The following is a 26,756-nucleotide window of genomic DNA, read 5'->3' on the forward strand; positions in this document are numbered from 1 at the left end:
GTGTTACGTTTTGGCGCATATTACCCTAGTGAAGCGGAAAAGCGAAACACTTGTAAGCCCAAATAACAAAATTATTGAGGTAGCTCAACAAAATCACCGCGGAAAATTAGGCAACTTCATCCATGTTTTTCCGGGTACTAAATAACAATGCTGGCAGCACCGTTAAGCTATAAAACAGTAAGAAACCAATTGCGATTGTCAGCAAGAATCCGATACTGAACATGCCACGATGAGCGGCAAACAGAAGCGATCCAAATGTCACAATGGTGGTAAGCGAACTCAGAATGGCAGCCTTGGGCGTCGATGAACGGTAGAACGCGCGAACCGAATCCACCGCGCGGAAACGCTCAACAATATGAATACCATTATCCACCCCCAAACCAAAGATCAGCGGAATAACAATAATGTTCGCCATATTCAGCGAATACCCTGTCCAATGCGCCACAGCCATGGTGGAAAGCGTGGTCAGCAATAAGGGAATAAAGCTTAGAACGACATCACGCTTATGCTTCAGAGCAAAAAACAAAACAACCGCGATTAATGCCAATGAATAGCACGTCGATTCAATAAAGGATTGCGTAATGATTTTTCCAACTTGCTGCTCAGCAACCGGTCGTCCTGTCGCATTAGGTGCAATTTTCTGTACCGCTTTAATAAACTGATCCAATTGTTGCACATCGCGCATATCACCCGATGGATACGCCACGACTAACGCATACTGTTGATTGTAGTAACGCTTCGAAAGTACTTCTGGAATATCGGATAATATTGGGGATGGCGCTTGCATCATTTTCCCCAAGCCCTGCTGCAATTCCATTAATGGAGCAAGCGCTTTGTTAGCTACAGCCTGATATACCTCTGCATTACTGGCCTTATTCAACCACTCCCATGTTTTTGGTTGTACTTGGTTTGCGTAGCTCGATGCTTGCAAGTGCTCGACCAGTTGCTCTTTACTAATAAGGTCAACAGAATCAGCCGGTTGTTGAGTTACACTTTGTGACAATGTCACGACTCGCTGTTCGCGGTCTTGCGGTAAGAAGCTATTAATCGACAGAGCATTGCTCACCTCCGGCAATGTCGAAAGCGCCTCTTGCCATTGCTTCGCTTGCTCCGGTGTTTTTGCCAGCATCATCATTTGATAACTTGAGGTTAAGCCTTGTTGCTGGATTTCTTCTAACGTTTGAACCGATTCCGACTTTGGTGATTTCAATACTAAGGTCGAAAAATCGAACTTCATTTGGCTTGCGCCTATACCCGCTATCACCAGTAAAGCCAACGCCACACCCATAACTAGCTTATGATGACGGATAAGCCAAAATTCCCCTTCTTCGAAAGTATGGTTTTCTGGCTGTACTTTGTTTCTCGGATAACCAAATAGAAAGAAAAATACAGGGATCACGAGGAAGGTGGCTAATAACCCCATAAACATACCCGCAGCAGAAATAACGCCTAACTCAGCAAGTCCGGTATAAGCGGTTGGATAAAAGCCCAAGAAGCCAATCGCTGAGGTCAAAGCGCATAAACTCAGCGGTGTAATGGTCTCTTTTATCGAAATCCACAAACTACGTTGATTATTAGCATGCAGACCCTGCTCTTCACGTATTCTCAAACAAAAGTGAATAGAGAAATCCACCCCAAGACCAATGAACATCACCAAGAACACAATCGAAATCGTATTATAAGATCCCACCAGCCATAAACCGGTGGCTAGCGTCCATATCAAGCCCACCAGTACCGCCGCATAACTGGCTAATATGATGCGTAATGACCGAATGCCAAAACCAAGCACCACAATTAGGCCAATCAGCGACATCGTACCAGCAAGTTTCACACTGGCGTTGGCGTCTTTAATTTCATCAAAATCGAGAGCGGTTTGCCCTGTGATGCGAATCTTTACGCCATCAGTGTCAGCGTATTGGCTGATGATCTGCTGCGCCATTTCCATGATGAGTTTATTGGGTTCTTTTTGATCGCGTTGCGGCTCAGCATTCAATGAAATGATTTGATAATGTGTTTTGTTGTTTTCAGGTAATAACACGGAAAACCAATCCACCGATGACGCTTGGCTATCTGCGACTTGGTTTAACGATTTGATAAGCAGCCTGGCCGCCTGTTCGTCTTTCTCTTGTACTGCCTCATTCAGTTGAGCGAATAACTGCGCAGCCGGATTGTCTTGATGCCCACTTGCCGCTTGCAGCTTAGGCATCAATACCTTTAGATTGCTATTAAACTGGTTAAAATCCTGCTCAGACAAAAACCACAGCGCCTGCTGCTTAAACCAATCTAATGTGGTGGGCGCAAACACATCATTAAATAACGGCGTATTGGTAAAATCTTGTGCCAATTGTTCTGTAACGTGCTGAACTTGCTGTTGATCACGGCCAGACACAACCACCACCAACGAACTTTCAGAATCACCAAACGCATTTGTCGTTTTATCTAGGTTGTCACGCCATGGTGCCTCTTGCTTCACCAAGTGATTAAAATCAGAATCCACACTAAAATTTTGCTTACTGTAGATAACACTGACCGCAGTCGACAGCGCGATAAACAACAAGCAAAGATAATAAAGCCAAGATTGGGCAGAAAATAAAGCAGGATAGCGTCGATTGGATTGATCAGCGTTTTTCACAAGATGACTTCACGTTTAACAAAGGAGTGTTGAGTATACTACTTCGGCCTTAATTTTTAAGATGTGATTGTAAGATCATAAATTACTGTTAATGGATTCTTTGTTCATAACTTCGTTAAGGTTTAAAAATCAAAAAGCCCGCTCTGATCAGAGCTTTCTTATTTGGAGCGACACACGAGGTTCCCTGCTTTTATGAACTAGGCGTGACCTCAACCTTTGCAAGGTTACGCTCTACCAACTGAGCTAGTATCAAGTGCAGAGCCCGAACCTTGAAATCACAAATGCTTAAACGTAAAAAAGCCCGTTCATTTCTGAACGGGCTTTCTTGTTTGGAGCGACACACGAGGTTCGAACTCGTGACCTCAACCTTGGCAAGGTTGCGCTCTACCAGCTGAGCTAGTGTCGCATTTGCTACTTGAGTAGACTTTAATAGATGGTGCCCCGGGCCGGACTTGAACCGGCACAGCGCGAACGCCGAGGGATTTTAAATCCCTTGTGTCTACCAATTCCACCACCAGGGCACGCAATTCTTTATTGCGATGCACCTAACTGAAAAGTTAGAACACCATCTGATACTGAATGAAATCAATATCGCAAAATTTGGAGCGACACACGAGGTTCGAACTCGTGACCTCAACCTTGGCAAGGTTGCGCTCTACCAGCTGAGCTAGTGTCGCATTGACTCAAACATTCAAGATAATGGAGGCGCCTCCCGGAGTCGAACCGAGGTCCACGGATTTGCAATCCGCTGCATAGCCACTCTGCCAAGGCGCCTTACCTTGAGGAGGATGCCTTGCAAACCATGTTGCGTTCCTCTTGAGTACGGGATGGCATTTTACGGATTACGCCAAGCACGTCAACACTATTTTTTGATTTTTAATTCGTTTGGCTATTTTACACTCAAAAAGCGTTAAATTGGTCAATTTTCTAGCAAAAACCTCGTCTTTAGTGACTTGAAAAGCATCAGTTTTATCACTTACCTAATCTGAGCTGGTGTTAACTACTCAAACAATTTACTTTCAATAATAAAAAGCCCCGCATAAAGATGCAGGGCTGTGAATTCGTTTCAACAATACTCATTCATCATCAGAGGACAGTAAATCCCCTTTCGCCGCTTTCAAGTATTGATACATAGACCAGTAAGTTAACGCTGTAGCAATATAAAGCGCTAAATAGCCTAGCCACACCATCCAATCATCATAACGCCAGATCAATACCCATAAGGCAAACATTTGAGATAAGGTTTTCCACTTACCAATCCAAGACACAGCAACACTTGCACGTTTGCCGATTTCTGCCATCCATTCACGCAATGCCGAGATGATGATTTCTCGCGCGATCATAGTCGCAGCAGGAATGGTAATCCAAATGGTGTGGTAGTGCTCTGTGATTAAAATCAGAGCAGTTGCCACCATGACTTTGTCTGCAACTGGATCTAAAAAGGCACCAAAACGAGAGGTTTGACCCAGTTTGCGAGCTAAAACACCATCAAGCCAGTCGGTAAATCCCGCTACCCAAAAAACCATAGCGGCTGCAAATGGTGCCCAAGCATAAGGAAGATAAAAAACCGCAACAAAAACGGGAATTAACCCAAGTCGAAGTAAAGTTAAAATATTTGGTATTGTAAATCGCATAATTACGTCTCTTGGATGTGCGGCTTAATGTTGCGTTAAAACGCCTATGGTTTCAATGCTTCATGTATGATTTCTGCCAAAGATTTACTGATCCCAGGAACTTTGGCGATTTCTTCTACAGTGGCTCGTTTTAATTCTTGTATACCACCCATATATTTCAGCAATACTTGTCGTCGTTTAGGACCAACACCTTCAATGCCTTCAAGCGTACTGGTTCTTCGAGTTTTGGCGCGTTTGGCTCGATGACCACTGATCGCATGGTTATGGCTTTCATCTCTAATATGCTGAATAAGATGCAAGGCAGGCGCATCACTGGGCATATTAAACTCTTCACCAGTCACTTTGATTAAGGTTTCTAAGCCCGGTTTACGGGTCACACCTTTCGCAATACCAATCAATTCCGGTTTTTTCGGCCAATCTTGCCAATATTTTTGAAGGATTTCATGTGCACGATTGAGCTGTCCTTTACCACCATCAATAAAGATGACATCAGGAATTTTTTCCGCATACAGCTCATCGGTATATTGCTGTTTTGAATAGCGACGATCTAACACCTGCGCCATTGCCGCATAGTCATCACCACCGGTAATGCCTGCAATATTATAGCGGCGATACTCTTGTTTTACGGGGCCTTCTCTATTAAATACCACACAAGATGCAATCGTGCTTTCCCCCATGGTATGACTGATATCAAAGCATTCCATACGTTCAATACGCTCAATACCAAGCTCAGTTTCGAGCTCTTTAGTGCGCTGATTAACCGTCATCTTATGGCTAATTTTAGAAGTTGACGCACTACGAGCATTGGTATTCGCCAGTTTTAAGTAACGGCCACGCATGCCTCTTGGGCTAACGTGGAATGTCACTTTACGTCCAGCAATTTCGGTTAATGCATCTTGTAGTGGGCTTTCATCATCAAATAAATCGGCATTGTAAGTAATGCGAGTCGGGATGCTGGATGCTTCGTTGTGGCTCAAGTAGTACTGATTCAAAAAACTCGAAAAGACTTCATGATCATCGGTGTTATTTGGGATCTTCGGAAAGTGACTTCGACTACCAAGCACCTTGCCTTGACGAATCATCAAAATATGAATGCACGCTAAGCCATTTTCTTTAGCAAAGCCGATCACGTCCATGTCTTCTGCGCTATCGTTAGAGACAGATTGCTGCTCTTGAACGCGACGAATAGCCTGGATCTGATCTCGGTATTTAGCCGCTTTTTCAAACGCTAACGCTTGGCTGGCTTCATCCATTTTTTGGATCAAAGCATTCACGACTAAATCATCTTTACCCTGCAAGAACATACGTACATAGTTGACGCTTTCTGCATAGTCTTCATCGCTAACTAAGCCTTTTACGCAAGGGCCAGAACAGCGTTCAATTTGATACATCAAGCATGGCCTTGTTCGGTTAGCGTAAATGCTGTCTTCACATTGACGAACAGGAATAATTTTTTGCAGCAAGTGCAAGGTTTCACGCACTGCGCCCGCTTCTGGGTATGGGCCAAAATATTCCCCTTTCCGCTTTTTAGCACCACGGTGATACGCCAAACGAGGATGTTTATGCTTAGTAATGAGAATATAGGGGTAAGATTTATCATCACGCAGCAATACATTGTATTTGGGTAAATACTGCTTGATGTAATTATGTTCAAGAATCAATGCTTCGGTTTCGGTATGTGTGACCGTAACATCAATTTTGGCAATATGGCTGACGAGCGCTTTGGTTTTTTCGTTATCGAGATTCTTACGAAAGTAGCTCGATAAGCGTTTAAACAGATTTTTTGCTTTGCCGACATAAATCACTTCAGCCTCGGCGTTGTACATGCGATACACGCCGGGCTGCTCTGAGACTGTCGCCAAAAATGAAGCAGAGTCAAACACCAAAGGCACTATAGAGTCTCAGTGTTGATCATGCCATAGCGAATTGCTAGGTGAGTCAATTCAACATCACCACTAATATCAAGTTTGCTAAACAAACGATAACGGTAACTGTTGACGGTTTTCGGGCTCAAATTTAATTGCTCAGAAATATCCGTCACTTTTTGACCTTTGGTGATCATCATCATGATCTGCAATTCGCGCTCAGACAATTCTTTAAACGGGTTTTCTGAAGGTGCTGAAAATTGGCTAAGTGCCATTTGTTGAGCAATTTCAGGAGAAAGGTAGCGTTGGCCACTGTTTACCATTCGAATTGCATTCACCATTTCATCCGGTGCAGCGCCTTTGGTTAAATAACCTGCTGCCCCAGCTTGCATCACTTTGGTTGGAAATGGGTTTTCAGTATGTATTGTTAGAACAATGATTTTTACATCAGGATTGAATCGCAAGATTTTCTTAGTAGCTTCTAAACCACCAATACCCGGCATGTTCATATCCATTAAGATGACATCGGCATGATTAGCACGACACCATTTTACAGAATTTTCACCACTGTCAGCTTCCCCTACTACTTTCATTCCACGGACGTCTTCAATAATACGTCGAATCCCTGTGCGAACCAGTTCGTGATCATCTACAAGGAAAACTTTTATCACTCTTGTATCTCCACACTTGGATTATCGCTGAATCAACTTACCTACGTTTGAGATGGCTTGCTGACTGGTACTTATTCTACCTTATTTAACTGCACAAGATGAGCAAAAATCCTATTAAACTCAATTTTATGTGAGCAAACTTACTTTGGCAGAATACCCTTACATAAAGCAACTCAATGATGGTGTCGAAGCCATTGTAACCGCACCAATTCATTAACAAAGCATTATTAATGGTTTAACTAATATTGCAAGTTCCATTTTAGAATAACATGACATTTTTATTTATTAATTTACAATCTGAGCTATCGCACTAGATCGACATGAGTTAAATGCGTTCTAACATAATTCTTTGCCGTTTCTTTATCCAATACAACAGGTAGTCTTTTGAGTTTAAATGGTCACATTGATTCTGGTTTTGTACTCACACGTCAAGCCCGCGATCTATCTACTTCAAACCAAAAAGCCATTTCAAACCAACAAACTCAAATTGAACTTTGGGTCGCAACTGACTCAGGCCCTGTTCAACTGCTCATTACAGGTGAAAAATCCATTTTCTTCATCGATCAAAGTAAGCAAGACGCCGCCTCTAAACTGTTTCTTCAACATAAATTAACCAATGATGTTCGGCCACTTGAATTGAATACTTTCCAGCATACCCCCGTGTCGGCGTGTTATTTCTCAAGTATTCAGCAAGCAAATCAGGCACGGCAGATCCTTAATCAAGCAGATATTGAAACGTATGAAGATGACATTCGTTTAACCGACCGATTTTTAATGGAGCGTTTTATTCGTGGTGGCATTCAATTTACCGGTCAACTAACCCAGCGTAAACAATACCAACAAATCACTCATGCACGCTGTAAATCGGCGGACTATCAACCTAATTTATCTGTAGTGTCACTCGATTTAGAATGTTCTGAAAAAGGCATCCTGTATTCCATTGGGTTAGATTCCAAAATGGATAGTCGCGTCATCATGATCGGTGATGAATCGCAACACGAGCCACAGTCGGATACTCACATTCAGTGGGTAGCTAATGAATACTCGCTTCTGCAAGCCTTGATTGAATGGTTTGATAGGTATGATCCTGACATCATCATAGGCTGGAATGTCATTGATTTTGACTTTCGCCTCCTTGCCAAACGTTCTGAATGGCACAAGCTGCCACTAAAAATTGGCCGTGGACAGCAAAAATTGTATTTCAGACAATCAAACAATACCCAGCAAAGTTTTGTTTCTATTCCTGGCCGAGTGGTACTTGATGGCATCGATACTTTAAAAACGGCCACATATCACTTCAATTCTTGGGCATTAGAATCGGTTGCTCAGCAGTTATTAGGTGAAGGTAAAATCATTCATGACCCATTTGATCGTATGGGCGAAATCAACCGTCAATTTCGTGAAGATAAAGTCGCCCTCGCCACCTATAACTTACAAGACTGTCGATTAGTAACACGCATTTTTGAACAAACCCATTTATTGCAATTTGCGATTGAGCGTTCACGTTTGACCGGCGTAGAGCTAGATCGTGTTGGTGGCTCTGTCGCAGCTTTTACTAACCTGTATTTACCTCAATTACATCGCGCCGGTTACATTGCTCCCAATCTCCACTCTGAAAATTGGTTTGCCAGCCCGGGTGGTTATGTGATGGATTCCAACCCTGGACTTTACCATTCTGTATTAGTGTTAGATTTTAAATCACTTTACCCTTCTATCATTCGTACATTTCTTATTGATCCTTTAGGTTTGGTTGAAGGGTTAAAGCTGGAAACTGGTAAAGATTCTCATCAGGCAGTTGACGGTTTTCGTGGTGGACAATTTCATCGCACCAAGCACTTTTTACCAAAAATGATTGAAGAGCTATGGGCAGCCCGAGACGTCGCAAAGAAAAACAAAGAAGCGGCTTTTTCTCAAGCTATCAAAATCATCATGAACTCTTTCTATGGTGTATTAGGCTCATCGGGTTGCCGATTCTTTGATACTCGCCTCGCCTCTTCTATCACCATGCGTGGGCACGAGATCATGAAACAGACTCGAGTGTTAATTGAGCAGCAAGGCTATCAAGTGATTTATGGTGATACTGACTCGTTATTCGTTTCATTGATCGAGCCTCACACTCAGCAGCAAGCCGATATGATTGGCAATAAACTCATTACTGAAATTAACCAGTGGTGGCAGCAGCATATCCAAACCCAATACAACTTGAACTCCGCACTGGAGCTAGAATATGAAACCCACTATCAGCGTTTTTTAATGCCAACCATTCGTGGGTCTGAAACAGGTTCAAAAAAACGTTATTGCGGACTGATCAATAAAGATGGTGAAGAGAAGCTGGTATTCAAGGGGCTTGAAAGTGCGCGCACGGATTGGACCCCATTGTCCCATCACTTTCAGCAGAAACTCTACGCTATGATATTTCATGATGAAGACCCACAAGCCTTCATTCGTCAATATGTTGAAGATACTCAAAATGGTCAATATGACGATGATCTCGTCTATCAAAAGCGCCTACGCCGTAAGCTGAGTGAATATCAAAAGAACATTCCACCACAAGTACGGGCAGCAAGAATGGCGGATGAAAAAAACGCTCATCTAGGTCGGCCACTGCAATACCAAAACAAAGGACGAATACAATATCTGTTCACCCTCAATGGGCCAGAGCCAAAAGATTATCTAGAAAGTCCGATTGATTATCAGCACTACATCGATAAACAGATCAAGCCGGTAGCCGATGCAATTTTGCCATTTATCGGGCTGGATTTTGAGTCAATCATAGCGCCTCAGATGGGGTTGTTTTAACTCAAGAAAAAATCTAGCCAATTACAATCAAATCCCTTTGGCGTAATGCCAATATCATGCTATTTTTTGCCACGTTATTTTGACCTAAATAGAAAGCGCCTCTGTGCTTCCAGAGAGTATTGGCTATACTCGTTGCATGTCTTGTGGCAAGTAATGAACTGCCTTTATTTTCTTTAATTATCATTCAGGAAAAATCATGCCTAAAGCAAGTGAAATCAAAAAAAATGCCGTCGTTGAACTTAACGGCCGCGTATTCTCAGTTCGTGAAATCAGCAAATTGACGCCAAGTGGCCGTGCTGGTGCAAGCCTTTACCGCATGCGTATGTACGATGTGGCCACTGGAGCAAAAGCGGATGAAAGTTTCAAAGCCGATGAAATTCTAACATTGGCAGATTTCAGCCGTCGCAGCGTTATGTTCTCTTACATCGATGGTGAAGAGTACGTATTCATGGACAGTGAAGACTACACGCCATATCACTTCAACAAAGCGACTATCGAAGAAGAAGCGTTGTTTTTCAATGAAGAAACTCAAGGTTTAAGCGTTGTTATCGTTAACGACAAACCGGTTGCGATTGAACTACCAACCAGCGTTGAGCTTGAAATTGTAGAAACTTCACCATCGATCAAAGGCGCTTCAGCAAGTGCGCGTACTAAACCAGCAACGCTAACGACAGGTTTAGTGGTTCAAGTTCCTGAATACATCGCTGGCGGCGAAAAAATTCGCATTAACACCGCTGAACGTAAATTCATGAGCCGTGCAGATTAATCTTTGCTAGAATACAGTTAATCAAAAAGCGGCGCTCAAACAGTGCCGCTTTTTACTTTGAACCGATTTTTAGCTTAAACATTAGTAGACAGGCAATAATGACAGATTTAATTTCTTACGATGATGTAATCGAAGTGGGCTACGATATCTTTCTTGAAATGGCTCCCGATAACCTTGAAGCCGCAGATGTCATCATCTTCACTGCGCAATTCGAAGACCGCGGTGCAGCCGAAGTGGTTGAAACGGGTGACGACTGGGGGCAACACGTTGGCTTTGAGGTAGATAAAGACACTTATGCAGAAGTAAAAATTGGCTTAGTCAATGAAGCCGATGATGCATTAGACGATGTATTTGCTCGCATGCTGATAAGCCGTGATCCTGACAATAAGTTTTGCCATATCTTGTGGAAACGTGATTAATACCAATCGTACTAATTGTCTGATCATCCTTGCTTGTTAAAAGGCTTGATAACTTCGTTAGACTTTTCGTTTATAAAAAAGTTGATTGTAGAATAACTACTTATCGAAAATTTCCGCCTTGTTCTCAAGACTTTTTTCGGCGCAATTTCTGACCATCTAATTAGTGTGATTGGTATAAAGTATAAATCTCAAAGGATTGGTCATCCCGCACATGAGCCTAAGCGAAGAAGATGCGGGATCTCGCTTTCACATAAGTTTCCATAAGTTTCCATAAGTTTCATTGTTGCGAAATTGCGAAGTTGCGAAGTTGCGAAAGATTCCGGATATCTTGTGACTCGTTTCCGGAATGACGATTTTTAGTCTAACTTAATGACTACGACAAGATAAAACAAGGCCCATCAACTACACATTGATGGGCCTTGTTGTATTCTTACTCAGCGCTCGCTCATTACTGGCGAGTTCTTGGCTTATTGTTACCAGAAGTTGGCTTGCGACGATTGGTCTGCTTCGCTTGACGTCCGCCTACTGATTCACCGTTATTCGCTTTGTTGGTCGTTGTACCTTTGGTCGCAACGTTACCGCGAGTCGATGTACGTCCACGCCCTTTCGGTGCACTCACACGCTCTTCATGACGTTTTACCGCACGGCGGATCTTTTGACCACGAGAACGGTCACGCTTACGAGAACCGGCATTAGGATCAATTAGGGTTTCACGCTCAGGTTTTAAATCCACCATTTCGCGCAAGTAGTTGACTTCTTTTAATTCCAACTCAACCCAACCACCACGAGGCAGTGATTTCTCAAGGAAAATATCACCGTAACGAACACGCTTCAAACGGCTAACGGTTACACCTTGAGATTCCCACAAACGACGCACTTCACGATTACGACCTTCCGTGATCATCACGTAGAAAGTGTGGTTCATCCCCTCACCGCCTGCGTAAACCACATCTTCAAAACGTGCTTTACCGTCTTCAAGCTCTACGCCTTGAGTAACGTTACGTACCATTTCTTCGTTCACTTCACCAAAAACACGAACTAAGTATTCACGTTCAACTTGGCGACTTGGGTGCATTAAACGGTTCGCTAATTCACCATCAGTGGTAAACAGCAACAAACCGCCGGTGTTGGCATCAAGACGCCCAACAGATACCCAGCGTGAACCTTTAATTTTTGGTAAACGGTCAAATACAGTACGGCGACCTTCTGGATCGTGACGTGTACACAGCTCACCTTCTGGCTTGTTATAAGCAAGAACACGACAAATCACTTCTTCAGAATCTTTCACCGAAACTTTATGACCATCAATACGAACAATCGCGTTTTCGTCTTCAAGGCGATCACCCAATCTGGCTACCTGCCCATTCACACTCACACGACCCGCTTGGATCAAAGCTTCTAATTCACGACGAGAACCATTTCCCGCACGCGCTAAAATCTTCTGTAATTTTTCGCTCATTTCATTACCTATTTTACGTCGACTTCACAGCCGTCTTATTGTTCGAACCATCGAACAAACCTGAAATTTGATTGATTTCTATATTTGAAATGAAATCAATAAATGGCCGCAGATTATACACTATATATTAGTCAATCAGAAAGAGATTAGAGTCAAACAAGATGAAATTGTGTATCCCGTTTTCTGACGCGGGTTTACCTCAAAGCGATTCATTTTGGAGCGAAACTGAAGATGAAAATATTCGTCCGTTTCGATTAATTAATTTCATGATTTTTTTAAGCCATTACATTGAACCTCACATTAGACATCCCCATTATTAGTACGTGGTTATATCCAAATGACCTAAGATTGTATTTCAAACAAGAGAATAAATTATGAAAACTCAGCCATGTCCAAACTGCAAACAAGAACCAGCACCATACGCACACTCTTGTACACGTTGTGGCTATCATTTTGAATCGCAAGACTTTGCTTATGCTCGCGACGTTTCGCAAGATATTGATAAAGAAAAAGAGGAAGATTTTATTAGTTTTCGTTGGTGGGGTGGATGGTCAGCATTACATTTGATCGGCTCAACCGTCAGTTTCTTTATTGCGATGGAATACGATCTTTATTGGCTCGCCGCTTTGATGGGCGTCATTTTCGTACTCAGCATGTATTCACTCAAACTCAACCAATATGCCTTTAGCATCTTAACCGTATTGACACTGGACCCAGTGCAATATTGGATCAATTACCGTTATGCGAAAAAGCGCTGGAATCGCCCAGAGTTAGACAACGCGTTATAAAACACCAAATAAAAAAGTCCTTTGATTGTTAACATCAAAGGACTTTAATCGACTTCCAATCAGGTTTTACTCGAACGGTGTTGGATCCCCAGCACCACGACGAACCACAACCATGTCATCATCACTAAAATCGACAACGGTGGTAGGTTGTTCACCTAAAAATCCACCATTCATAATTAAATCAACGGCATGTTCAAGTTTGTCGCGGATTTCTTCTGGATCCGATTCTGCATAATCATTACCCGGTAGAATCAAGGTTGTTGACATCAAAGGTTCACCCAACGCTTCCAACAGATCCAATGCGATCTTGTTGTCAGGCACACGGATACCAATGGTTTTACGCTTTGCATTCATTAAACGACGCGGCACTTCCTTCGTACCTTTAAAGATAAAGGTATATGCACCGGGCGTGTTATTTTTCAATAAACGGAACGAAGCGTTATCAATACGAGCGTAAAGTGATAATTCAGAAAGGTCTCGGCACAGTAGAGTGAAATTGTGTTTATCATCAATTTTACGAATTCGACAAATACGCTCTAACGCACTTTTATTTTCAAGCTGACAGCCGAGCGCATAGCCTGAATCGGTTGGATAAACAATCACGCCACCATTACGAATAATGGCAACCGCTTGATTAATCAATCGAGCTTGAGGGTTTTCTGGGTGTAAATAAAAAAATTGGCTCATTGATACTCCCTAGTTGAGATAATCTCGAAATACTTTTTGATTCAATGCATTATCTTCAGTGTTCAACATATATATTGCTTTCACAACTATATTGCTTTCACAGCTATGATTGCTGTTCATGATAGGCAAAAGTACTTCGACTAATTGGCTTCAGATTCAGCCACACTGCTTGATTGAATTTGCAAGTGCGCAATCTGCTGCCAATCTTTCCATACTGGCTCGACACCAGATGGTAACCATAAATTTCGACCTAGCTCTGTCCATGGAGATGGATAATGAAAATCCGAACCTTGTGACGCGAGTAATCCATAAGTCATCGCATAGTCGGCTAATGTTCTTCTTTCTTGCTGAGATTGTTGTGGTTGTGCAACTTCCATTGCATCCCCACCCGCCTCGACGAATGCAGCAATTAAACGCTTCAACCATTTCGCTGTCAATTGATAACGACCGGGATGCGCTAAAACCGCTTGTCCACCAGCGGCGTGTATCGCATTTACCGCCTCTTCAATACTGCACCACATTGGAGGCACATAGCCTGGATTATTGCGAGTGAGGTATTTTTTAAACACTTGCTGCATCGTTTTCGCATAGCCATTCTCAACTAACCATTTCGCAAAATGAGAACGGGTAATGGAAGCCTCGCCAGCAATGGCTTTCACCTCTTCTAACACGCCTTCTCGTGTGTGTTTTTCCAAGCGAGTGGCCATTAATTCTGAACGCTCAATACGACGCTGTTTTTGCTCATGAATAAGAGTCACTAACTGCGCGTTATTGATATCAATGCCCAGTCCAACAATATGAATATCTTTATTTTGCCATACCGTTGAAAACTCAATACCCGAGATCAAATGAAGCGGTTTATCTTCAAGTTGATCAATGTACTGCTGCGCGTGGTTAATCGCATCAACACTATCGTGATCGGTGATGGCCAACACATCTAGGTTCATTTCAACAGCACGGTCGACTAACTGCGATGGAGTTAACCGTCCATCAGAGCAAGTGGTATGGCTGTGTAGATCAATTCTCATGGTGATAGACCAAATAATGAAGATAAAAATAAAAAAATGCTTGACTCAAAATCCATGTACTAGTTTACTAGTTCACAAGAACCACAAGATTCCAAACCCGTTTGAAACGAATGAAAGGTAATCCAATGACAAGCTCAATGTTACAAGATCATAACATCATTCCAAACCGCACTGTACCTTGTTGTGCGAATTTATACGCAGTGAATGTATCTTGGCGAGCTTGGCGTACTTCTGTTTTGAAGCGGGGTCAGGTTGAATAGCAGAAGTGATACTGCACTCAAATCGACCAGCCCGCTCTCAACTGCGGGCTTTTTTATGCCCCATTGAATACTTAATACACAATGATGCAATTTTCGTTTAGCCCAGCGCACACATTTTATTAAAACGCCTTGGGAAACAACAAGTTTATGCGACTATCAAATCAGAGCAAAGACTTAATGATTAAACGGAATTAAACAACAAATTTAAGGGAAGTCTTATGAATAAGGCAGCAAAAATTCATCAAGAGACATTCAGTCATAAACACCCGATTGAAGTTCTTCAAGTCAATACACCGTATCTTGATGATCCAACTCAAGTTTTTCATGCTCTCTGTGTCAATGATAATGCATTAGAAACACAAAACAGCTTACTGCTTGAAAGTGCAGAAATCAGCTCAAAAGAAAATTTGAAGAGCCTACTTTTAATTGATGCTGCAGTACGAATTGAATGCCGCGGCCAACAAGTCACCATGAGCGCAAAAAGCCAAAATGGCCAGCATCTGCTCAAAGCCGTGCAAGCGAACCTAGATCAACATATCGTTGCCAGTGAAAATAGCAAACAGTTGACGCTTGAATTTGCCCGTGCCAATGATGACCTCGATGAAGACTCTCGCTTAAAGCAGGCATCGAGTTTTGATGCGTTACGCGCCGTTCAGCATAGCTTTGATTTACAACAACTGCCTGATTCACTAGGCGTAAACAAAAAACTAGCAATCTTTATCGGCGGTTCTTTTGCCTATGATATGGTGGCAAACTTTGAACATCTAGGCGAGGCTGAAGCTAGCAATAACTGCCCTGATTACGTTTTCTATGTTGCGGAAACCTTGATGATTTTTGATCACCAGACTCAGCAATGTCGTGTACAAGCCACCGCATTTAACACCACCAACAGCATTAAAGCGCAATTGCAACAGCGTCTAGAATCTATTGCTGAACATTGCACCGATGTCGCACCACTTCCTCAAGCTATTGAAGTGGCCGATATGAGTGTGACAACCAACATCAATGATGAAGATTTCTGCCAAATCGTACGTGATTTAAAACAGTACGTGGTACAAGGCGACATTTTCCAAGTGGTGCCTTCTCGCCGCTTTACTTTGCCTTGCCCTTCACCACTGTCCGCTTACAAAGCGCTCAAACAAAGTAACCCAAGCCCGTACATGTTCTACATGAAAGATGAGCTCTTTACTTTATTTGGCGCTTCGCCAGAAAGTGCGTTGAAATACGATGCCGACAGCGAACAAATCGAAATTTACCCAATTGCAGGTACTCGCCGTCGTGGTAAAAATGCTGATGGTTCTATCAATTTCGATTTAGACAGCCGAATTGAACTGGAACTGCGCAATGATAAAAAAGAAAACGCTGAACACATGATGCTTGTCGATTTAGCACGTAATGATGTGGCGCGTATTTCGACTGCAGGCTCTCGCCATGTGGCCGACTTGCTGAAAGTTGATCGCTATAGCCATGTTATGCACTTGGTATCACGCGTGGTTGGTGAACTACGTTGCGATTTGGATGCTCTGCACGCTTATCAAGCTTGTATGAATATGGGCACACTCACTGGCGCGCCAAAAATTCGTGCGATGCAATTAATTCGTGATGTTGAAAAGCAGCGACGCGGTACTTATGGTGGTGCCGTTGGTTACTTAACGGGTGAAGGTGATTTAGATACTTGTATTGTGATTCGCTCAGCTTACGTTGAAAACGGAATGGCACAAGTTCAAGCCGGCGCTGGTGTGGTATTTGATTCTGACCCGCAATCAGAAGCCGATGAAACACGCGGTAAAGCTCAGGCGGTCATTTCAGCCATTCAAGCTACTCATCAAGTCACATTAAGCGCTCAACAAGGTTAAGGAAAACATCATGGCGAATATTATTTTTATTGATAACTTTGATTCATTTACCTACAACCTTGTTGATCAATTTCGCTCTCTAGGTCATACGGTGACGATTTACCGTAACAACTTAGCAGCAGACTCAATCGAAAAGGCCGTACTCAAGCTAGATAATCCGGTTGTTGTTTTATCACCTGGCCCTGGCAAACCATCGGACGCCGGCTGCATGCCAGAACTGATTCAACGATTAAAGGGAAAGATACCTATGATTGGTATTTGTCTTGGGCATCAAGCCATTGTTGAAGCCTATGGTGGTAAGGTGTCTGGTGCGGGCGAAATTGTTCATGGTAAGGTGTCAATGATGGTGCACGACAATCATCCAACCTATCAAAACCTACCGTCACCCTTTGCTATTGCTCGCTATCATTCATTAGTTGCAACTGAGGTCAGTGATGCACTTACGGTTACCGCCGAAGTAAATGGTTTAGTTATGTCGGTCGTTGAAGAAAATCACAAAGTATGTGGTTTCCAATTTCATCCGGAATCCATTATGACCACCTATGGCGCAACCTTGTTAGAAAACACCATCAATTGGGCATTAGAGAAATAACGCCGAGAGCCGAGAGCCGAGAGCCGAGAGCCGAGAGCCGAGAGCCGAGAGAGATTATTACAAGGATTTAATTATGCAAGATATCATCAACAAACTGTATGCCCAGACAGATTTAACCGAGCAAGAAAGTCACGCTCTGTTCGACACCATCATTAAAGGTGAAATGGACCCGATTTTACTTGGCGCAGTACTGACTTCACTGAAAATTAAAGGCGAAACACCAGAAGAAATTGCTGGTGCCGCACAGGCATTACTCGCTAACGCTGCCTCTTTTCCTGTAATCGAAGGCGAATTTGCCGATATCGTTGGAACCGGTGGTGATGGTTCAAATACCATCAATATTTCTACTACCGCAGCATTTGTTGCCGCCGCGTGCGGGGTAAAAATTGCCAAACATGGTAACCGTGGCGTATCCAGTAAATCAGGCTCATCCGATTTATTGGACTCATTTGGTATCAACCTTGCCATGAGTCCGGAAAAAACCAAATCAGCGGTTGAAGAAATTGGTGTCGCATTCTTGTTCGCTCCGCAATATCACGGTGGTGTGCGTCATGCAATGCCAGTACGACAGGCAATGAAAACGCGTACCATTTTTAACGTACTTGGCCCCTTAATTAACCCTGCACGCCCTAAGATAGAGTTGATGGGTGTCTATGATGAAAGCCTCGTTCGACCTATTGCTGAAACCATGAAAAATATGGGTATGAAACGTGCGGCGGTGGTATTTGGTAGCGGTTTAGATGAAGTGGCCATCCATGGTCCAACTCTGGTCAATGAAATTGTAAATGGTGAAATTAAAGAATACACCTTAACGCCTGAAGATTTTGGGGTAAAAACTCACCCGTTAGAGGCAATTAAAGGTGGCGAACCAGAAGAGAACCGTGCCATTATCACTAAAATCTTAAATGGTGATGGTACCGAAGCGCAGGTTTCTGCTGTCGCTGTCAACGTCGCTTTACTTTTACGTTTATTTGGCCAAGAAGATCTTAAAGCCAATACCCAAAAAGCGATTGAAGTGATGAATTCAGGCAAAGCTTATCAACTTGTCACTCAGCTTGCTGCGCACGGATAAGGAGAATCAATTGGAAACCGTATTAGCAAAAATTGTTGCCGATAAACGCATTTGGGTCGAAGAGCGCAAAAAGCAACAACCATTAGAAACATTCAAAGACGCCTTAACGCCGAGTGATCGTGATTTTTATCAAGCACTCAGCACGGGTAAAACCGAGTTCATCTTAGAATGTAAAAAAGCGTCCCCATCTAAAGGTTTGATTCGTGATGACTTTAACCTTGATTACATTGCTTCGGTCTATGCTCGTCATGCCAGCGCAATTTCTGTTTTAACCGACAGCAAATATTTCCAAGGTGAGTTCGAGTTTCTTCCTCAAGTCAGAAAGCACGTAACCCAACCTGTATTATGTAAAGATTTTATGGTGGATGAATACCAAGTCTACCTTGCTCGTCATTATCAAGCGGATGCCATTCTTCTCATGCTGTCTGTATTGAACGACGACGAATATCTGCACCTAGCAGAGGTTGCTCGCTCATTGAAGCTAGGCTATTTAACCGAAGTCAGCAATGAAGAAGAATTAGAACGTGCGATGGCTTTGAAAGCGCCTGTCGTAGGAATTAACAACCGCAATCTACGCGATCTTTCTATCACATTAGAACGCACCAAAGAATTAGCGCCTCGCCTACCAGAAGGCACAGTGGTGATTTCTGAATCAGGTATTCACAATCATCAACAAGTGAAAGAGCTGTCCAAATTTGCCAACGGTTTCTTAATTGGCAGTTCTTTGATGTCGGAAGACAATTTAGAGCTGGCGGTACGCCGTGTGATCTTAGGTGAGAACAAAGTATGTGGCCTTACCCACCCCGATCATGCAAACCTAGCTTACCAGTCTGGCAGCGTGTATGGTGGACTTATCTTTGCAGCGAAGTCTAAGCGTAAGGTCAGTGTAGAAGACGCTCGTTTAATTATGAGTGGTGCGCCATTGCATTATGTCGGCGTGTTTCAAAATCAATCCATGGATGAAGTGGCGCAAATCGCGAATCAACTCGGGCTTGCAGCGGTTCAACTTCATGGTAATGAAAACCAGGCAGATGTGAATCAGCTCCGTACGTTATTACATAAAAGTGTCAAAATTTGGAAAGCCTACGGCGTCAGTGATGCACTACCAACACTGTTCGATAAACATATAGACAAACACCTACTGGACTCAAAAGTAGGTAATCAATCAGGAGGAACAGGGATGAGTTTTGATTGGAACCTGTTAGATAAAGGCAATACCTCAACAAGCCACCGCCAAAACATTATGCTCGCAGGTGGATTATCCCCTGACAATATTGCGCAAGCCGGTGAACTCGGTTGTATTGGCCTTGACCTAAATTCTGGTGTTGAAAGTGAGCCAGGAATTAAAGACGCAGGCAAACTCAAAGCCGCGTTTGAAGCATTACGAAATTATTAATCTATTGAAGAGATTTCACCTTCAATAGAAACAAAAAAGGATTAGATATATGGCAAAGTTAAATGCCTATTTTGGTGAGTTTGGTGGGCAATACGTTCCACAGATATTAGTGCCAGCACTGGATCAATTAGAACAAGCATTTATTGATGCTCAGCAAGACCCTGAATTTCAAGCTGAGTTTATGGGTCTGTTGCAAGAGTACGCAGGCCGCCCGACGGCATTAACCTTATGTCGTAATATGACAAAAGGCACCAAAACCAAATTGTATTTAAAGCGCGAAGACCTACTGCACGGTGGTGCGCACAAAACCAACCAAGTTCTTGGCCAAGCCTTACTCGCCAAACGCATGGGCAAAAAAGAAATCATTGCTGAAACCGGTGCGGGTCAACACGGCGTAGCCACGGCACTGGCTTGTGCGTTACTGGACTTAAAATGCCGCGTTTATATGGGCGCCAAAGATGTTGAGCGTCAAAGCCCGAATGTATTTCGCATGAAACTCATGGGCGCTGAAGTGATCCCTGTTCATTCTGGCTCTGCCACCTTAAAAGATGCCTGTAACGAAGCACTACGTGACTGGTCTGCTAGCTATGAAGAAGCGCACTATTTATTAGGTACGGCTGCTGGCCCTCACCCATTCCCAACCATTGTGCGTGAATTCCAACGCATGATTGGCGAAGAAACCAAAAACCAAATTTTAGCTCGTGAAGGGTGTCTGCCGGATGCGGTCATTGCTTGCGTCGGCGGTGGTTCAAACGCGATTGGTATGTTTGCCGATTTCATCCCAGATAAAGAAGTCGGCCTAATCGGCGTTGAACCTGCTGGTCTTGGCATTGATACCGACCAACACGGCGCGCCACTCAAACACGGCAAAACCGGCATCTTCTTTGGTATGAAATCGCCGTTAATGCAAGATGAACATGGCCAAATCGAAGAATCCTACTCTGTCTCTGCTGGCTTAGACTTCCCATCAGTCGGCCCTCAGCATGCCTTCTTAAATGCAACGGGCCGCGCAGAATATGTATCAATCACCGATGATGAAGCGCTGGATGCGTTCCAGAACCTAGCCTCTCATGAAGGCATTATTCCCGCGTTGGAATCTTCCCATGCCTTAGCTTACGCGCTAAAAATGGCTTATGACAATCCAGAAAAAGAACAGCTACTGGTGGTTAACTTATCTGGCCGTGGCGATAAAGACATCTTCACCGTCCACAAAATTTTAGAAGAGAAGGGAGCGATATAATGACACAGACCAACTCAACTCGTTATTCAGCGCTCTTTGCTACGCTAAAAGAAAAAAACCAAGGCGCATTTGTTCCTTTCGTGACGATTGGCGATCCGAACCCTGAACAATCTCTTGCGATCATGAAAACCTTGATTGCAGCAGGCGCCGATGCGCTTGAACTGGGTTTCCCGTTTTCCGATCCCCTTGCCGATGGCCCAACCATTCAAGGTGCAAACATTCGCGCGTTAGATTCAGGTACTACCCCAGATATTTGTTTCGACTTGATAGCGCAAATTCGTGCGGAAAATCCTGATTTACCTATAGGTTTATTAGTTTACGCTAACCTTGTTTACGCACGCGGTATTGATAATTTCTACGCTCGTTGCCAACAAGCTGGTGTAGACTCAGTCCTGATTGCCGATGTACCAACTGGTGAAAGTGCCCCATTTAATCAAGCAGCGAAAGCTCACGGTATTGATGCGATCTTCATTGCACCACCAACGGCTAATGAAGAAACGCTGCAAGATGTGGCCTCATTAGGTGGTGGTTATACTTATCTGCTTTCTCGCGCGGGTGTAACTGGCGCTGAAACCAAAGCAAACATGCCAGTAGGCGCTTTGCTTGAACGTTTAAACCAGTTTGATGCACCACCCGCTTTACTGGGTTTTGGTATTTCTGAACCTAGCCAAGTTCGTGAAGCCATTCAAGCAGGTGCAGCTGGTGCAATCTCTGGTTCAGCGGTAGTAAAAATCATCGAGAATAATAAAGAGCAACCTGAAAGCATGCTAAAAGAACTGCATAATTTCATCAGCTCAATGAAACAAGCAACGCAACTGTAATCTCACAAGACACTCAGTCATACAGCCAGTGATTCTCGGTAATCACTGGCTTTTTTGTAGCAAAACATCTCTAAACGGTTTTCATTTTGCTCTAATTGGTTAGACTGACCACCTTAATGATTTATCATTCGTGGATTGCTTGTAACACGCATAGTTCCAAGCAATCATTAATGACTGATTAAAATTGAAATTACCTAATAAATTAAATGGTCACGCATGAAGCAACTTATTGATTTTATTCCACTGGTTATCTTTTTCTTTCTTTACAAAAGCTACGATATTTATGTTGCAACAGGCGCGTTAATTGTCGCTACCGCTATTCAAGTTGCCGTCACTTACGCGCTGTACAAGAAAGTAGAAAAAATGCAACTCGTCACATTTGCTATCGTGGCAATATTTGGCGGTATGACGCTTTTCTTCCATAACGATAACTTTATCAAATGGAAAGTCACCATCATCTACGCCCTATTTGCTGTCGGTTTACTGATTTCAGATTTCTTAGGCAAACCGGTGATCAAAGGTATGCTTAGTAAAGAAATAACGGTTCCCGATGTGATTTGGAAACGAATCAACCTGGCTTGGGTCGGATTCTTCGCTGTTTGTGCCCTATTGAATATCTACGTGGCTTATGAACTGCCACTCGATGTGTGGGTAAACTTTAAAGTGTTTGGGTTGTTAATCGCGACTTTTGCTTTCACAATTCTTTCTGGCATTTATGTTTACAAGCACATGCCAAAAGAAAATGAAGAATAACTGAACAAACTATCAGCGCTTGTGCTGCTTAATAGTTGATTGTGATTCCATTGCTGTCATAATTTACAAGGGCGTGTTTGTCTTCCGTGATTAAATTTTGTTCGAGGTAAAAGCGTTTTAGGCGAGGCAAGTCGATTGTAGCCTAGTTATTCTAAGTAAATGAGACTTAACGAAGAATAAAACGCTTTTAGCCGAACCCTTCGGGCAGCGTTTGTTGGGTATTTGTACTGCGTTATCGGCTCCTCGTGTAGGCTAGCTACACCACGGAGCCTCTGCCTTGTTCAAATACCCAACAATTCGCTGCAAAAGCAATCACGAAAGATAAACACGCCCTATAGCAATGGAATTTTTTATTTAGGATAGCTAATACTTATGAGCACCCCAACAATGAATGCACCGCGTGGTTCAATGATTCTTCGTACGCTCGCTATGCCAGCCGACACTAATGCCAATGGCGATATTTTTGGTGGTTGGATCATGTCTCAACTCGATTTGGCCGGTGCCATTCTTGCAAAAGAGATTTCTAATAGCCGTGTAGTGACGATTTCTGTCTCAAGTATTACCTTCAAACAACCGGTCAAAGTGGGTGATGTGGTTTGTTGCTATGGCGAATGTGTCAAGATTGGTCGTACCTCAATGTCTATCGAGCTTGAGGTTTGGGTAAAATCTGTCAGCCATGAAGGCGTGGGAGAAAAGAACAAAGTTTGCGAAGCGACCTTTAACTATGTTGCTATTGATGCTGAAGGTAAACCCCGCCCTGTAAAACCAGAATAATATCGTCATATCGATGCGATAAATCACGCAGAATCTGGCTACCTCACACGCTTTTGACGTGAAAAGGTAGCCATCTTTTTTTTAGCCAAGTATATTAACCTGACTATCCCTCCCTAATTCGATATAAAGGATATTTCCGATGTGGTATGTGATTTTTTCTCAGGATGTAGAAGACTCTCTTGAAAAACGTATGAGTGTTCGTGAGCGTCATCTTGCTCGTTTAGTTGCCTTAAAAGATGAAGGTCGTCTTCTGGTTGCTGGGCCAATGCCAGCCATTGATTCAGAAAACCCTGGTGAAGCTGGCTTTACTGGCTCCACAGTTATTGCCGACTTCCCTTCGCTGGCAGAGGCACAAGCATGGGCAGACGCTGATCCTTATATCGAAGCCGGTGTTTACGATAACGTGATCGTCAAACCTTTCAAAAAAGTATTGCCATAAGGATGAGCATGTCTGTTAAAACTCCCCTACTGACCTTATTTACTGCTGCTATTTTAGCTGGCTGTGCATCAAGCCCTAGTGAAGTAGAAATGATGGCAGATCATCGTGCCAGTGTTATCGAAGCCGGTCTGCCATATAAAGTTGGCCCCTTAAACGTCATGAGTGCCAAATCCAGCGGAAACATGGTTAATATCTTAATGATTTATAACAGTACCGGCACCGTCGCACCTAGTGCTTTGGTTGATGCCAGTGTGAAAACCTACTGTAAAAGTAATGAAGTTCGCTCTGTACTCAAAAAAGGTGTGGTTTATCACCTCACAGTACGCAGTGAGCGTGGCAAAATGCTGGTCGATCAAAATGTCAGCGAACAAACTTGTACTGATTTAGAAGATGCCAGCTAGGCTTTCAGGCATTTCAAATATAAATAATCACTAACAAAAACGTCCTAACGAATCACTTCATTAGGACGTTTTTCTTTTCTGCTATTTATTCACGTTAATGGTTTTAAATATCGTGAACAAAATCGATCAGTAGCGGCAGGCCGTAAGTCCAGAAGGCATACACACCCCCAACAATCACCGCGATCCAAAAAATATAACTAAGGGCTTTGAACTTTACTTTGCTATTAAACGGGTCCGGCTCTCCACAATTTGGACAAGCATAAGCACGTTTAGAAATCGATTTTTCACAAATTGGGCATTGAGCTAATGGCATACCGTCACATCCTTGATGTCAATAGATTGATTTAATCATGCATCATAATGAGACAATATGCCAAACAATATCTTTAAATTAATTGATATTTCATACAGTTATTAATGAAACTATATGTATGTGGCACTAAGACTGGAACAACATCACTTTCAAACTCGCTTGTGGATCCACATCAGCAAACTCTTCTGGGTTGGCAAGCCTCTCTACAAACTTCAATTCTGGCGCTTCTTCGGCCATTGATTCAATTAAGAAGTCTTCGCTCACCGCTGGTGAATTAACACAGGCGATCACTTCCCCATTTTCATTTAATAGACTCGGTAAGCGGCGCAAAATTTTCTTGTAGTCTTTGGTTAATGCAAAGCTGCCTTTTTGAAACGAGGGCGGATCGATAATCACTAAGTCGTATGGACCAAATTTGGTGATTTTGCCCCAAGAACGGAAAATGTCGTGGCCTAAGAAGTTCACATCAAACAAATCGTGGTCATTTAACTGATGGTTTTCACGTCCGCGTGATAAAGCCCCTTTTGCCATATCGACATTTAACACTTTTCTTGCACCACCAGCCATCGCTGCAACGGAAAAACCACAAGTATAAGAAAACAAGTTCAGTACACGCTTGCCTTGGGCATGTTCTTGCACCCATTGGCGGCCTATACGCATATCAAGGAAAATCCCCATATTTTGGTTTTTACCCAGAACAAGTTGATATTTGAGGCCATTTTCTATGCCTATTGTGTTTTCTTTAATTTCTCCGGCAATGACTTCAAAAGGTGCGCCATGCTGGTAACGATGTTTCAAACCAATACCCACGCCTTGCACTGACTGCCATTCATCACTGGCAAATAGTTCAATCAACCCCTGTGTCAAAGACGCCGTAAAGTCCTCTTCAACCGGTTTAAAAAGCGTGACAATAAGTTGCTGACCAACCCAATCGGCGGTAATTTGCTCGAGACCTTGCCAAGTTTGCCCTCGACCATGAAACAAGCGTCGCATTTCCGTTTTACACACAGGAAGTTGTTGTTTGATATGAGTAAAAAAAGTCGCTAATTGATTAATGTCCATTTCGTTCCACTTATTTTTATTTAATTGATGGCCAAGGTAATTGTTCTGGTTGCTGCCATTGTGATATTGCTTGCTTTACCGCTGATGAATGCCAATGTTCCCCCAAATTAGAGTATTGGCTAGGATCACAAACAAATTGATGCGACTCCCCTTGCCAATCAAACATTAAAGCATAAGCATGAAGATATCCGCGATCGGCTTTACTTGAAGGGGTGTAGATTTCATCGCCAAGAATCGACGAACCAATCGAATTAAGGGCAACACGGATTTGGTGCGTTTTACCGGTATGTGGTTTACATAAAAAAAGTCGTTGCCCATGCTCTCCCGCCAGCGAGAAAAATTGGGTTTTAGCCGGGTTCTCTTGAGATGGTAAGAGCTTCCAACTTGAACGTCGAGATCGCGCCATATCACCACTAATCAGGCCTTGCTTCTTTTTCGGCTTTTTAACACCGATAGCAAGGTAAAACTTACTCACTAAACGTTGAGCAAATAGCTGTGATAATTCACTCGCAGCTCGTTGATGCTTGGCTAGAAGTAAAATACCAGACGTCATCTTGTCTAAACGATGCACCAAGTACAGCTGGTTATCACTGGTCAGTTCGACCTTCGGACATCTTGCCACTTCCATCAATAATGATGTCTCACCATCGTCTTTATGAACACTGACATTCGGATGCTTATTGATGACTAAAAAGTCTGAATTTTGGTACACAATGTCGAACATGATGCTCTCAGAGATAAGCTTAAAATAAGGCTGCGCAGTATAACGCGCCGGCAGGATAAACCCAAATGACGGACGAAAAAAAGCCCCGTCATCACGAGGCTTAATAGTAATGATTGTATACCCAAGTGACCTCAAGATGCAGAATTCAGAGCTATCATCCAAGTTCTTAGACAAGGAAGATTTATGCGGAATGTAAACACCTTTCAATTAAATCTGACGTAGGCTAAGAGCTTGGATGAAGCTCCCGAAGGGCAAGTTAAAACAAGCTTTATGCTGCGTTAAATTGAACAGAGATAGAATGACTA

The 26,756-nt window shown here is 43.0% G+C and carries 25 protein-coding genes and 4 tRNA genes; 15 read left to right on the forward strand and 14 right to left on the reverse strand.

What is annotated here, in order from left to right; genetic code table 11:
* Positions 1 to 106: 106 nt before the first annotated feature.
* The 8 genes from Vgang_RS06395 to uvrY all read right to left on the reverse strand — a co-directional run bounded on the left by Vgang_RS06395 (position 107) and on the right by uvrY (position 6,802).
* The gene (locus Vgang_RS06395; RefSeq protein ID WP_105901963.1) at positions 107 to 2,632 is read right to left on the reverse strand and encodes an MMPL family transporter; all 2,526 of its coding nucleotides are present in this window, start codon (positions 2,630 to 2,632) and stop codon (positions 107 to 109) included.
* Positions 2,633 to 2,962: 330 nt separating this feature from the next.
* A tRNA-Gly gene (locus tag Vgang_RS06400) sits at positions 2,963 to 3,038 on the reverse strand.
* 28 nt (positions 3,039 to 3,066) lie between these two features.
* A tRNA-Leu gene (locus Vgang_RS06405) sits at positions 3,067 to 3,153 on the reverse strand.
* Between the two features lie 80 nt (positions 3,154 to 3,233).
* A tRNA-Gly gene (locus Vgang_RS06410) sits at positions 3,234 to 3,309 on the reverse strand.
* A gap of 23 nt (positions 3,310 to 3,332) precedes the next feature.
* Positions 3,333 to 3,406: transfer RNA gene (locus Vgang_RS06415), tRNA-Cys, on the reverse strand.
* A gap of 302 nt (positions 3,407 to 3,708) precedes the next feature.
* The gene (pgsA, locus tag Vgang_RS06420; RefSeq protein ID WP_105901962.1) at positions 3,709 to 4,266 is read right to left on the reverse strand and encodes a CDP-diacylglycerol--glycerol-3-phosphate 3-phosphatidyltransferase; all 558 of its coding nucleotides are present in this window, start codon (positions 4,264 to 4,266) and stop codon (positions 3,709 to 3,711) included.
* A 44-nt stretch (positions 4,267 to 4,310) separates the two neighbouring features.
* On the reverse strand, positions 4,311 to 6,158 hold the full coding sequence (gene uvrC, locus Vgang_RS06425; RefSeq protein WP_105901961.1) for an excinuclease ABC subunit UvrC: 1,848 nt from the start codon (positions 6,156 to 6,158) through the stop codon (positions 4,311 to 4,313).
* Positions 6,158 to 6,802 (reverse strand): UvrY/SirA/GacA family response regulator transcription factor, encoded by a 645-nt coding sequence (gene uvrY / locus Vgang_RS06430; protein WP_105901960.1) that lies wholly within the window; start codon positions 6,800 to 6,802, stop codon positions 6,158 to 6,160. Before uvrY ends, uvrC begins: the two co-directional genes overlap by 1 nt.
* Positions 6,803 to 7,186: 384 nt before the next feature.
* Between uvrY and Vgang_RS06435 the strand changes: the two genes are divergently transcribed.
* From Vgang_RS06435 to Vgang_RS06445, 3 genes are all read left to right on the forward strand, one after another.
* Complete coding sequence (locus Vgang_RS06435; protein ID WP_105901959.1) at positions 7,187 to 9,601, forward strand: DNA polymerase II; 2,415 nt, start codon at positions 7,187 to 7,189, stop codon at positions 9,599 to 9,601.
* Between the two features lie 196 nt (positions 9,602 to 9,797).
* The gene (gene efpL, locus Vgang_RS06440) at positions 9,798 to 10,367 is read left to right on the forward strand and encodes an elongation factor P-like protein EfpL (RefSeq protein WP_105901958.1); all 570 of its coding nucleotides are present in this window, start codon (positions 9,798 to 9,800) and stop codon (positions 10,365 to 10,367) included.
* 98 nt (positions 10,368 to 10,465) lie between these two features.
* The gene (locus tag Vgang_RS06445) at positions 10,466 to 10,786 is read left to right on the forward strand and encodes an HI1450 family dsDNA-mimic protein (protein ID WP_105901957.1); all 321 of its coding nucleotides are present in this window, start codon (positions 10,466 to 10,468) and stop codon (positions 10,784 to 10,786) included.
* A 448-nt stretch (positions 10,787 to 11,234) separates the two neighbouring features.
* Here the strand turns inward: Vgang_RS06445 and rluB are convergent, their stop codons facing one another.
* Positions 11,235 to 12,245 carry a 23S rRNA pseudouridine(2605) synthase RluB gene (rluB, locus tag Vgang_RS06450; protein ID WP_105901956.1) on the reverse strand — a complete coding sequence of 337 codons (1,011 nt, stop codon included), beginning with the start codon at positions 12,243 to 12,245 and terminating at the stop codon, positions 11,235 to 11,237.
* Positions 12,246 to 12,619: 374 nt separating this feature from the next.
* Between rluB and Vgang_RS06455 the strand changes: the two genes are divergently transcribed.
* Positions 12,620 to 13,033, forward strand: coding sequence for a hypothetical protein (locus Vgang_RS06455; RefSeq protein ID WP_105901955.1), 414 nt, complete (start codon positions 12,620 to 12,622; stop codon positions 13,031 to 13,033).
* 66 nt (positions 13,034 to 13,099) lie between these two features.
* Here the strand turns inward: Vgang_RS06455 and Vgang_RS06460 are convergent, their stop codons facing one another.
* Together Vgang_RS06460 and rnm are read right to left on the reverse strand one after the other, a co-directional pair.
* Positions 13,100 to 13,720 carry an L-threonylcarbamoyladenylate synthase gene (locus tag Vgang_RS06460; protein WP_105901954.1) on the reverse strand — a complete coding sequence of 207 codons (621 nt, stop codon included), beginning with the start codon at positions 13,718 to 13,720 and terminating at the stop codon, positions 13,100 to 13,102.
* Positions 13,721 to 13,860: 140 nt separating this feature from the next.
* The gene (rnm, locus tag Vgang_RS06465; RefSeq protein WP_105901953.1) at positions 13,861 to 14,748 is read right to left on the reverse strand and encodes an RNase RNM; all 888 of its coding nucleotides are present in this window, start codon (positions 14,746 to 14,748) and stop codon (positions 13,861 to 13,863) included.
* A gap of 125 nt (positions 14,749 to 14,873) precedes the next feature.
* On the opposite strand from rnm, the gene Vgang_RS06470 reads away from it, so the two are divergent.
* From Vgang_RS06470 to gspS2, 11 genes are all read left to right on the forward strand, one after another.
* Positions 14,874 to 15,008 carry a hypothetical protein gene (locus Vgang_RS06470; RefSeq protein WP_264923393.1) on the forward strand — a complete coding sequence of 45 codons (135 nt, stop codon included), beginning with the start codon at positions 14,874 to 14,876 and terminating at the stop codon, positions 15,006 to 15,008.
* Between the two features lie 218 nt (positions 15,009 to 15,226).
* The gene (locus Vgang_RS06475) at positions 15,227 to 16,864 is read left to right on the forward strand and encodes an anthranilate synthase component 1 (RefSeq protein WP_105901952.1); all 1,638 of its coding nucleotides are present in this window, start codon (positions 15,227 to 15,229) and stop codon (positions 16,862 to 16,864) included.
* 10 nt (positions 16,865 to 16,874) lie between these two features.
* On the forward strand, positions 16,875 to 17,456 hold the full coding sequence (locus tag Vgang_RS06480; RefSeq protein WP_105901951.1) for an aminodeoxychorismate/anthranilate synthase component II: 582 nt from the start codon (positions 16,875 to 16,877) through the stop codon (positions 17,454 to 17,456).
* A gap of 73 nt (positions 17,457 to 17,529) precedes the next feature.
* Complete coding sequence (gene trpD, locus Vgang_RS06485; RefSeq protein ID WP_105901950.1) at positions 17,530 to 18,528, forward strand: anthranilate phosphoribosyltransferase; 999 nt, start codon at positions 17,530 to 17,532, stop codon at positions 18,526 to 18,528.
* Between the two features lie 10 nt (positions 18,529 to 18,538).
* Positions 18,539 to 19,924, forward strand: coding sequence for a bifunctional indole-3-glycerol-phosphate synthase TrpC/phosphoribosylanthranilate isomerase TrpF (gene trpCF, locus Vgang_RS06490; RefSeq protein ID WP_105901949.1), 1,386 nt, complete (start codon positions 18,539 to 18,541; stop codon positions 19,922 to 19,924).
* A gap of 49 nt (positions 19,925 to 19,973) precedes the next feature.
* A complete protein-coding gene (gene trpB, locus Vgang_RS06495; RefSeq protein ID WP_105901948.1) occupies positions 19,974 to 21,164 on the forward strand; it encodes a tryptophan synthase subunit beta in 1,191 nt (396 codons plus the stop codon).
* A complete protein-coding gene (gene trpA / locus Vgang_RS06500; RefSeq protein WP_105901947.1) occupies positions 21,164 to 21,985 on the forward strand; it encodes a tryptophan synthase subunit alpha in 822 nt (273 codons plus the stop codon). Before trpB ends, trpA begins: the two co-directional genes overlap by 1 nt.
* A 216-nt stretch (positions 21,986 to 22,201) precedes the next feature.
* The gene (locus tag Vgang_RS06505) at positions 22,202 to 22,738 is read left to right on the forward strand and encodes a septation protein A (RefSeq protein ID WP_105901946.1); all 537 of its coding nucleotides are present in this window, start codon (positions 22,202 to 22,204) and stop codon (positions 22,736 to 22,738) included.
* Between the two features lie 372 nt (positions 22,739 to 23,110).
* A complete protein-coding gene (yciA, locus tag Vgang_RS06510; protein ID WP_245879904.1) occupies positions 23,111 to 23,512 on the forward strand; it encodes an acyl-CoA thioester hydrolase YciA in 402 nt (133 codons plus the stop codon).
* Between the two features lie 139 nt (positions 23,513 to 23,651).
* Complete coding sequence (locus Vgang_RS06515; RefSeq protein ID WP_105901945.1) at positions 23,652 to 23,951, forward strand: YciI family protein; 300 nt, start codon at positions 23,652 to 23,654, stop codon at positions 23,949 to 23,951.
* Positions 23,952 to 23,959: 8 nt separating this feature from the next.
* The gene (gene gspS2 / locus Vgang_RS06520) at positions 23,960 to 24,352 is read left to right on the forward strand and encodes a type II secretion system pilot lipoprotein GspS-beta (protein ID WP_245879903.1); all 393 of its coding nucleotides are present in this window, start codon (positions 23,960 to 23,962) and stop codon (positions 24,350 to 24,352) included.
* A gap of 103 nt (positions 24,353 to 24,455) precedes the next feature.
* On the opposite strand, the gene Vgang_RS06525 is transcribed toward gspS2, so the two are convergent.
* The 3 genes from Vgang_RS06525 to Vgang_RS06535 form a co-directional block, all read right to left on the reverse strand.
* Positions 24,456 to 24,665, reverse strand: coding sequence for a hypothetical protein (locus Vgang_RS06525; RefSeq protein WP_105901943.1), 210 nt, complete (start codon positions 24,663 to 24,665; stop codon positions 24,456 to 24,458).
* 126 nt (positions 24,666 to 24,791) lie between these two features.
* On the reverse strand, positions 24,792 to 25,727 hold the full coding sequence (locus Vgang_RS06530) for a class I SAM-dependent methyltransferase (RefSeq protein WP_105901942.1): 936 nt from the start codon (positions 25,725 to 25,727) through the stop codon (positions 24,792 to 24,794).
* Positions 25,728 to 25,743: 16 nt separating this feature from the next.
* Positions 25,744 to 26,451: a TIGR01621 family pseudouridine synthase gene (locus Vgang_RS06535; protein ID WP_105902131.1), complete on the reverse strand. Its 708-nt coding sequence runs from the start codon at positions 26,449 to 26,451 to the stop codon at positions 25,744 to 25,746.
* Between the last annotated feature and the right edge of the window lie 305 nt (positions 26,452 to 26,756).

This window comes from Vibrio gangliei (genome assembly GCF_026001925.1).
Lineage (GTDB): Bacteria > Pseudomonadota > Gammaproteobacteria > Enterobacterales > Vibrionaceae > Vibrio > Vibrio gangliei.

Bases quoted from the DNA above. Each gene is read 5' to 3' on its own strand.
- rnm (WP_105901953.1), bottom strand. From the start codon at position 14,748: ATGAGAATTGATCTACACAGCCATACCACTTGCTCTGATGGACGGTTA.
- pgsA (WP_105901962.1), bottom strand. From the start codon at position 4,266: ATGCGATTTACAATACCAAATATTTTAACTTTACTTCGACTTGGGTTA.
- Vgang_RS06460 (WP_105901954.1), bottom strand. From the start codon at position 13,720: ATGAGCCAATTTTTTTATTTACACCCAGAAAACCCTCAAGCTCGATTG.
- Vgang_RS06525 (WP_105901943.1), bottom strand. From the start codon at position 24,665: ATGCCATTAGCTCAATGCCCAATTTGTGAAAAATCGATTTCTAAACGT.
- gspS2 (WP_245879903.1), top strand. From the start codon at position 23,960: ATGTCTGTTAAAACTCCCCTACTGACCTTATTTACTGCTGCTATTTTA.
- trpB (WP_105901948.1), top strand. From the start codon at position 19,974: ATGGCAAAGTTAAATGCCTATTTTGGTGAGTTTGGTGGGCAATACGTT.
- Vgang_RS06475 (WP_105901952.1), top strand. From the start codon at position 15,227: ATGAATAAGGCAGCAAAAATTCATCAAGAGACATTCAGTCATAAACAC.
- Vgang_RS06535 (WP_105902131.1), bottom strand. From the start codon at position 26,451: ATGTTCGACATTGTGTACCAAAATTCAGACTTTTTAGTCATCAATAAG.
- efpL (WP_105901958.1), top strand. From the start codon at position 9,798: ATGCCTAAAGCAAGTGAAATCAAAAAAAATGCCGTCGTTGAACTTAAC.
- rluB (WP_105901956.1), bottom strand. From the start codon at position 12,245: ATGAGCGAAAAATTACAGAAGATTTTAGCGCGTGCGGGAAATGGTTCT.
- Vgang_RS06530 (WP_105901942.1), bottom strand. From the start codon at position 25,727: ATGGACATTAATCAATTAGCGACTTTTTTTACTCATATCAAACAACAA.
- Vgang_RS06445 (WP_105901957.1), top strand. From the start codon at position 10,466: ATGACAGATTTAATTTCTTACGATGATGTAATCGAAGTGGGCTACGAT.
- Vgang_RS06480 (WP_105901951.1), top strand. From the start codon at position 16,875: ATGGCGAATATTATTTTTATTGATAACTTTGATTCATTTACCTACAAC.
- trpD (WP_105901950.1), top strand. From the start codon at position 17,530: ATGCAAGATATCATCAACAAACTGTATGCCCAGACAGATTTAACCGAG.
- Vgang_RS06515 (WP_105901945.1), top strand. From the start codon at position 23,652: ATGTGGTATGTGATTTTTTCTCAGGATGTAGAAGACTCTCTTGAAAAA.
- Vgang_RS06455 (WP_105901955.1), top strand. From the start codon at position 12,620: ATGAAAACTCAGCCATGTCCAAACTGCAAACAAGAACCAGCACCATAC.
- yciA (WP_245879904.1), top strand. From the start codon at position 23,111: ATGAGCACCCCAACAATGAATGCACCGCGTGGTTCAATGATTCTTCGT.
- Vgang_RS06470 (WP_264923393.1), top strand. From the start codon at position 14,874: ATGACAAGCTCAATGTTACAAGATCATAACATCATTCCAAACCGCACT.
- Vgang_RS06505 (WP_105901946.1), top strand. From the start codon at position 22,202: ATGAAGCAACTTATTGATTTTATTCCACTGGTTATCTTTTTCTTTCTT.
- trpA (WP_105901947.1), top strand. From the start codon at position 21,164: ATGACACAGACCAACTCAACTCGTTATTCAGCGCTCTTTGCTACGCTA.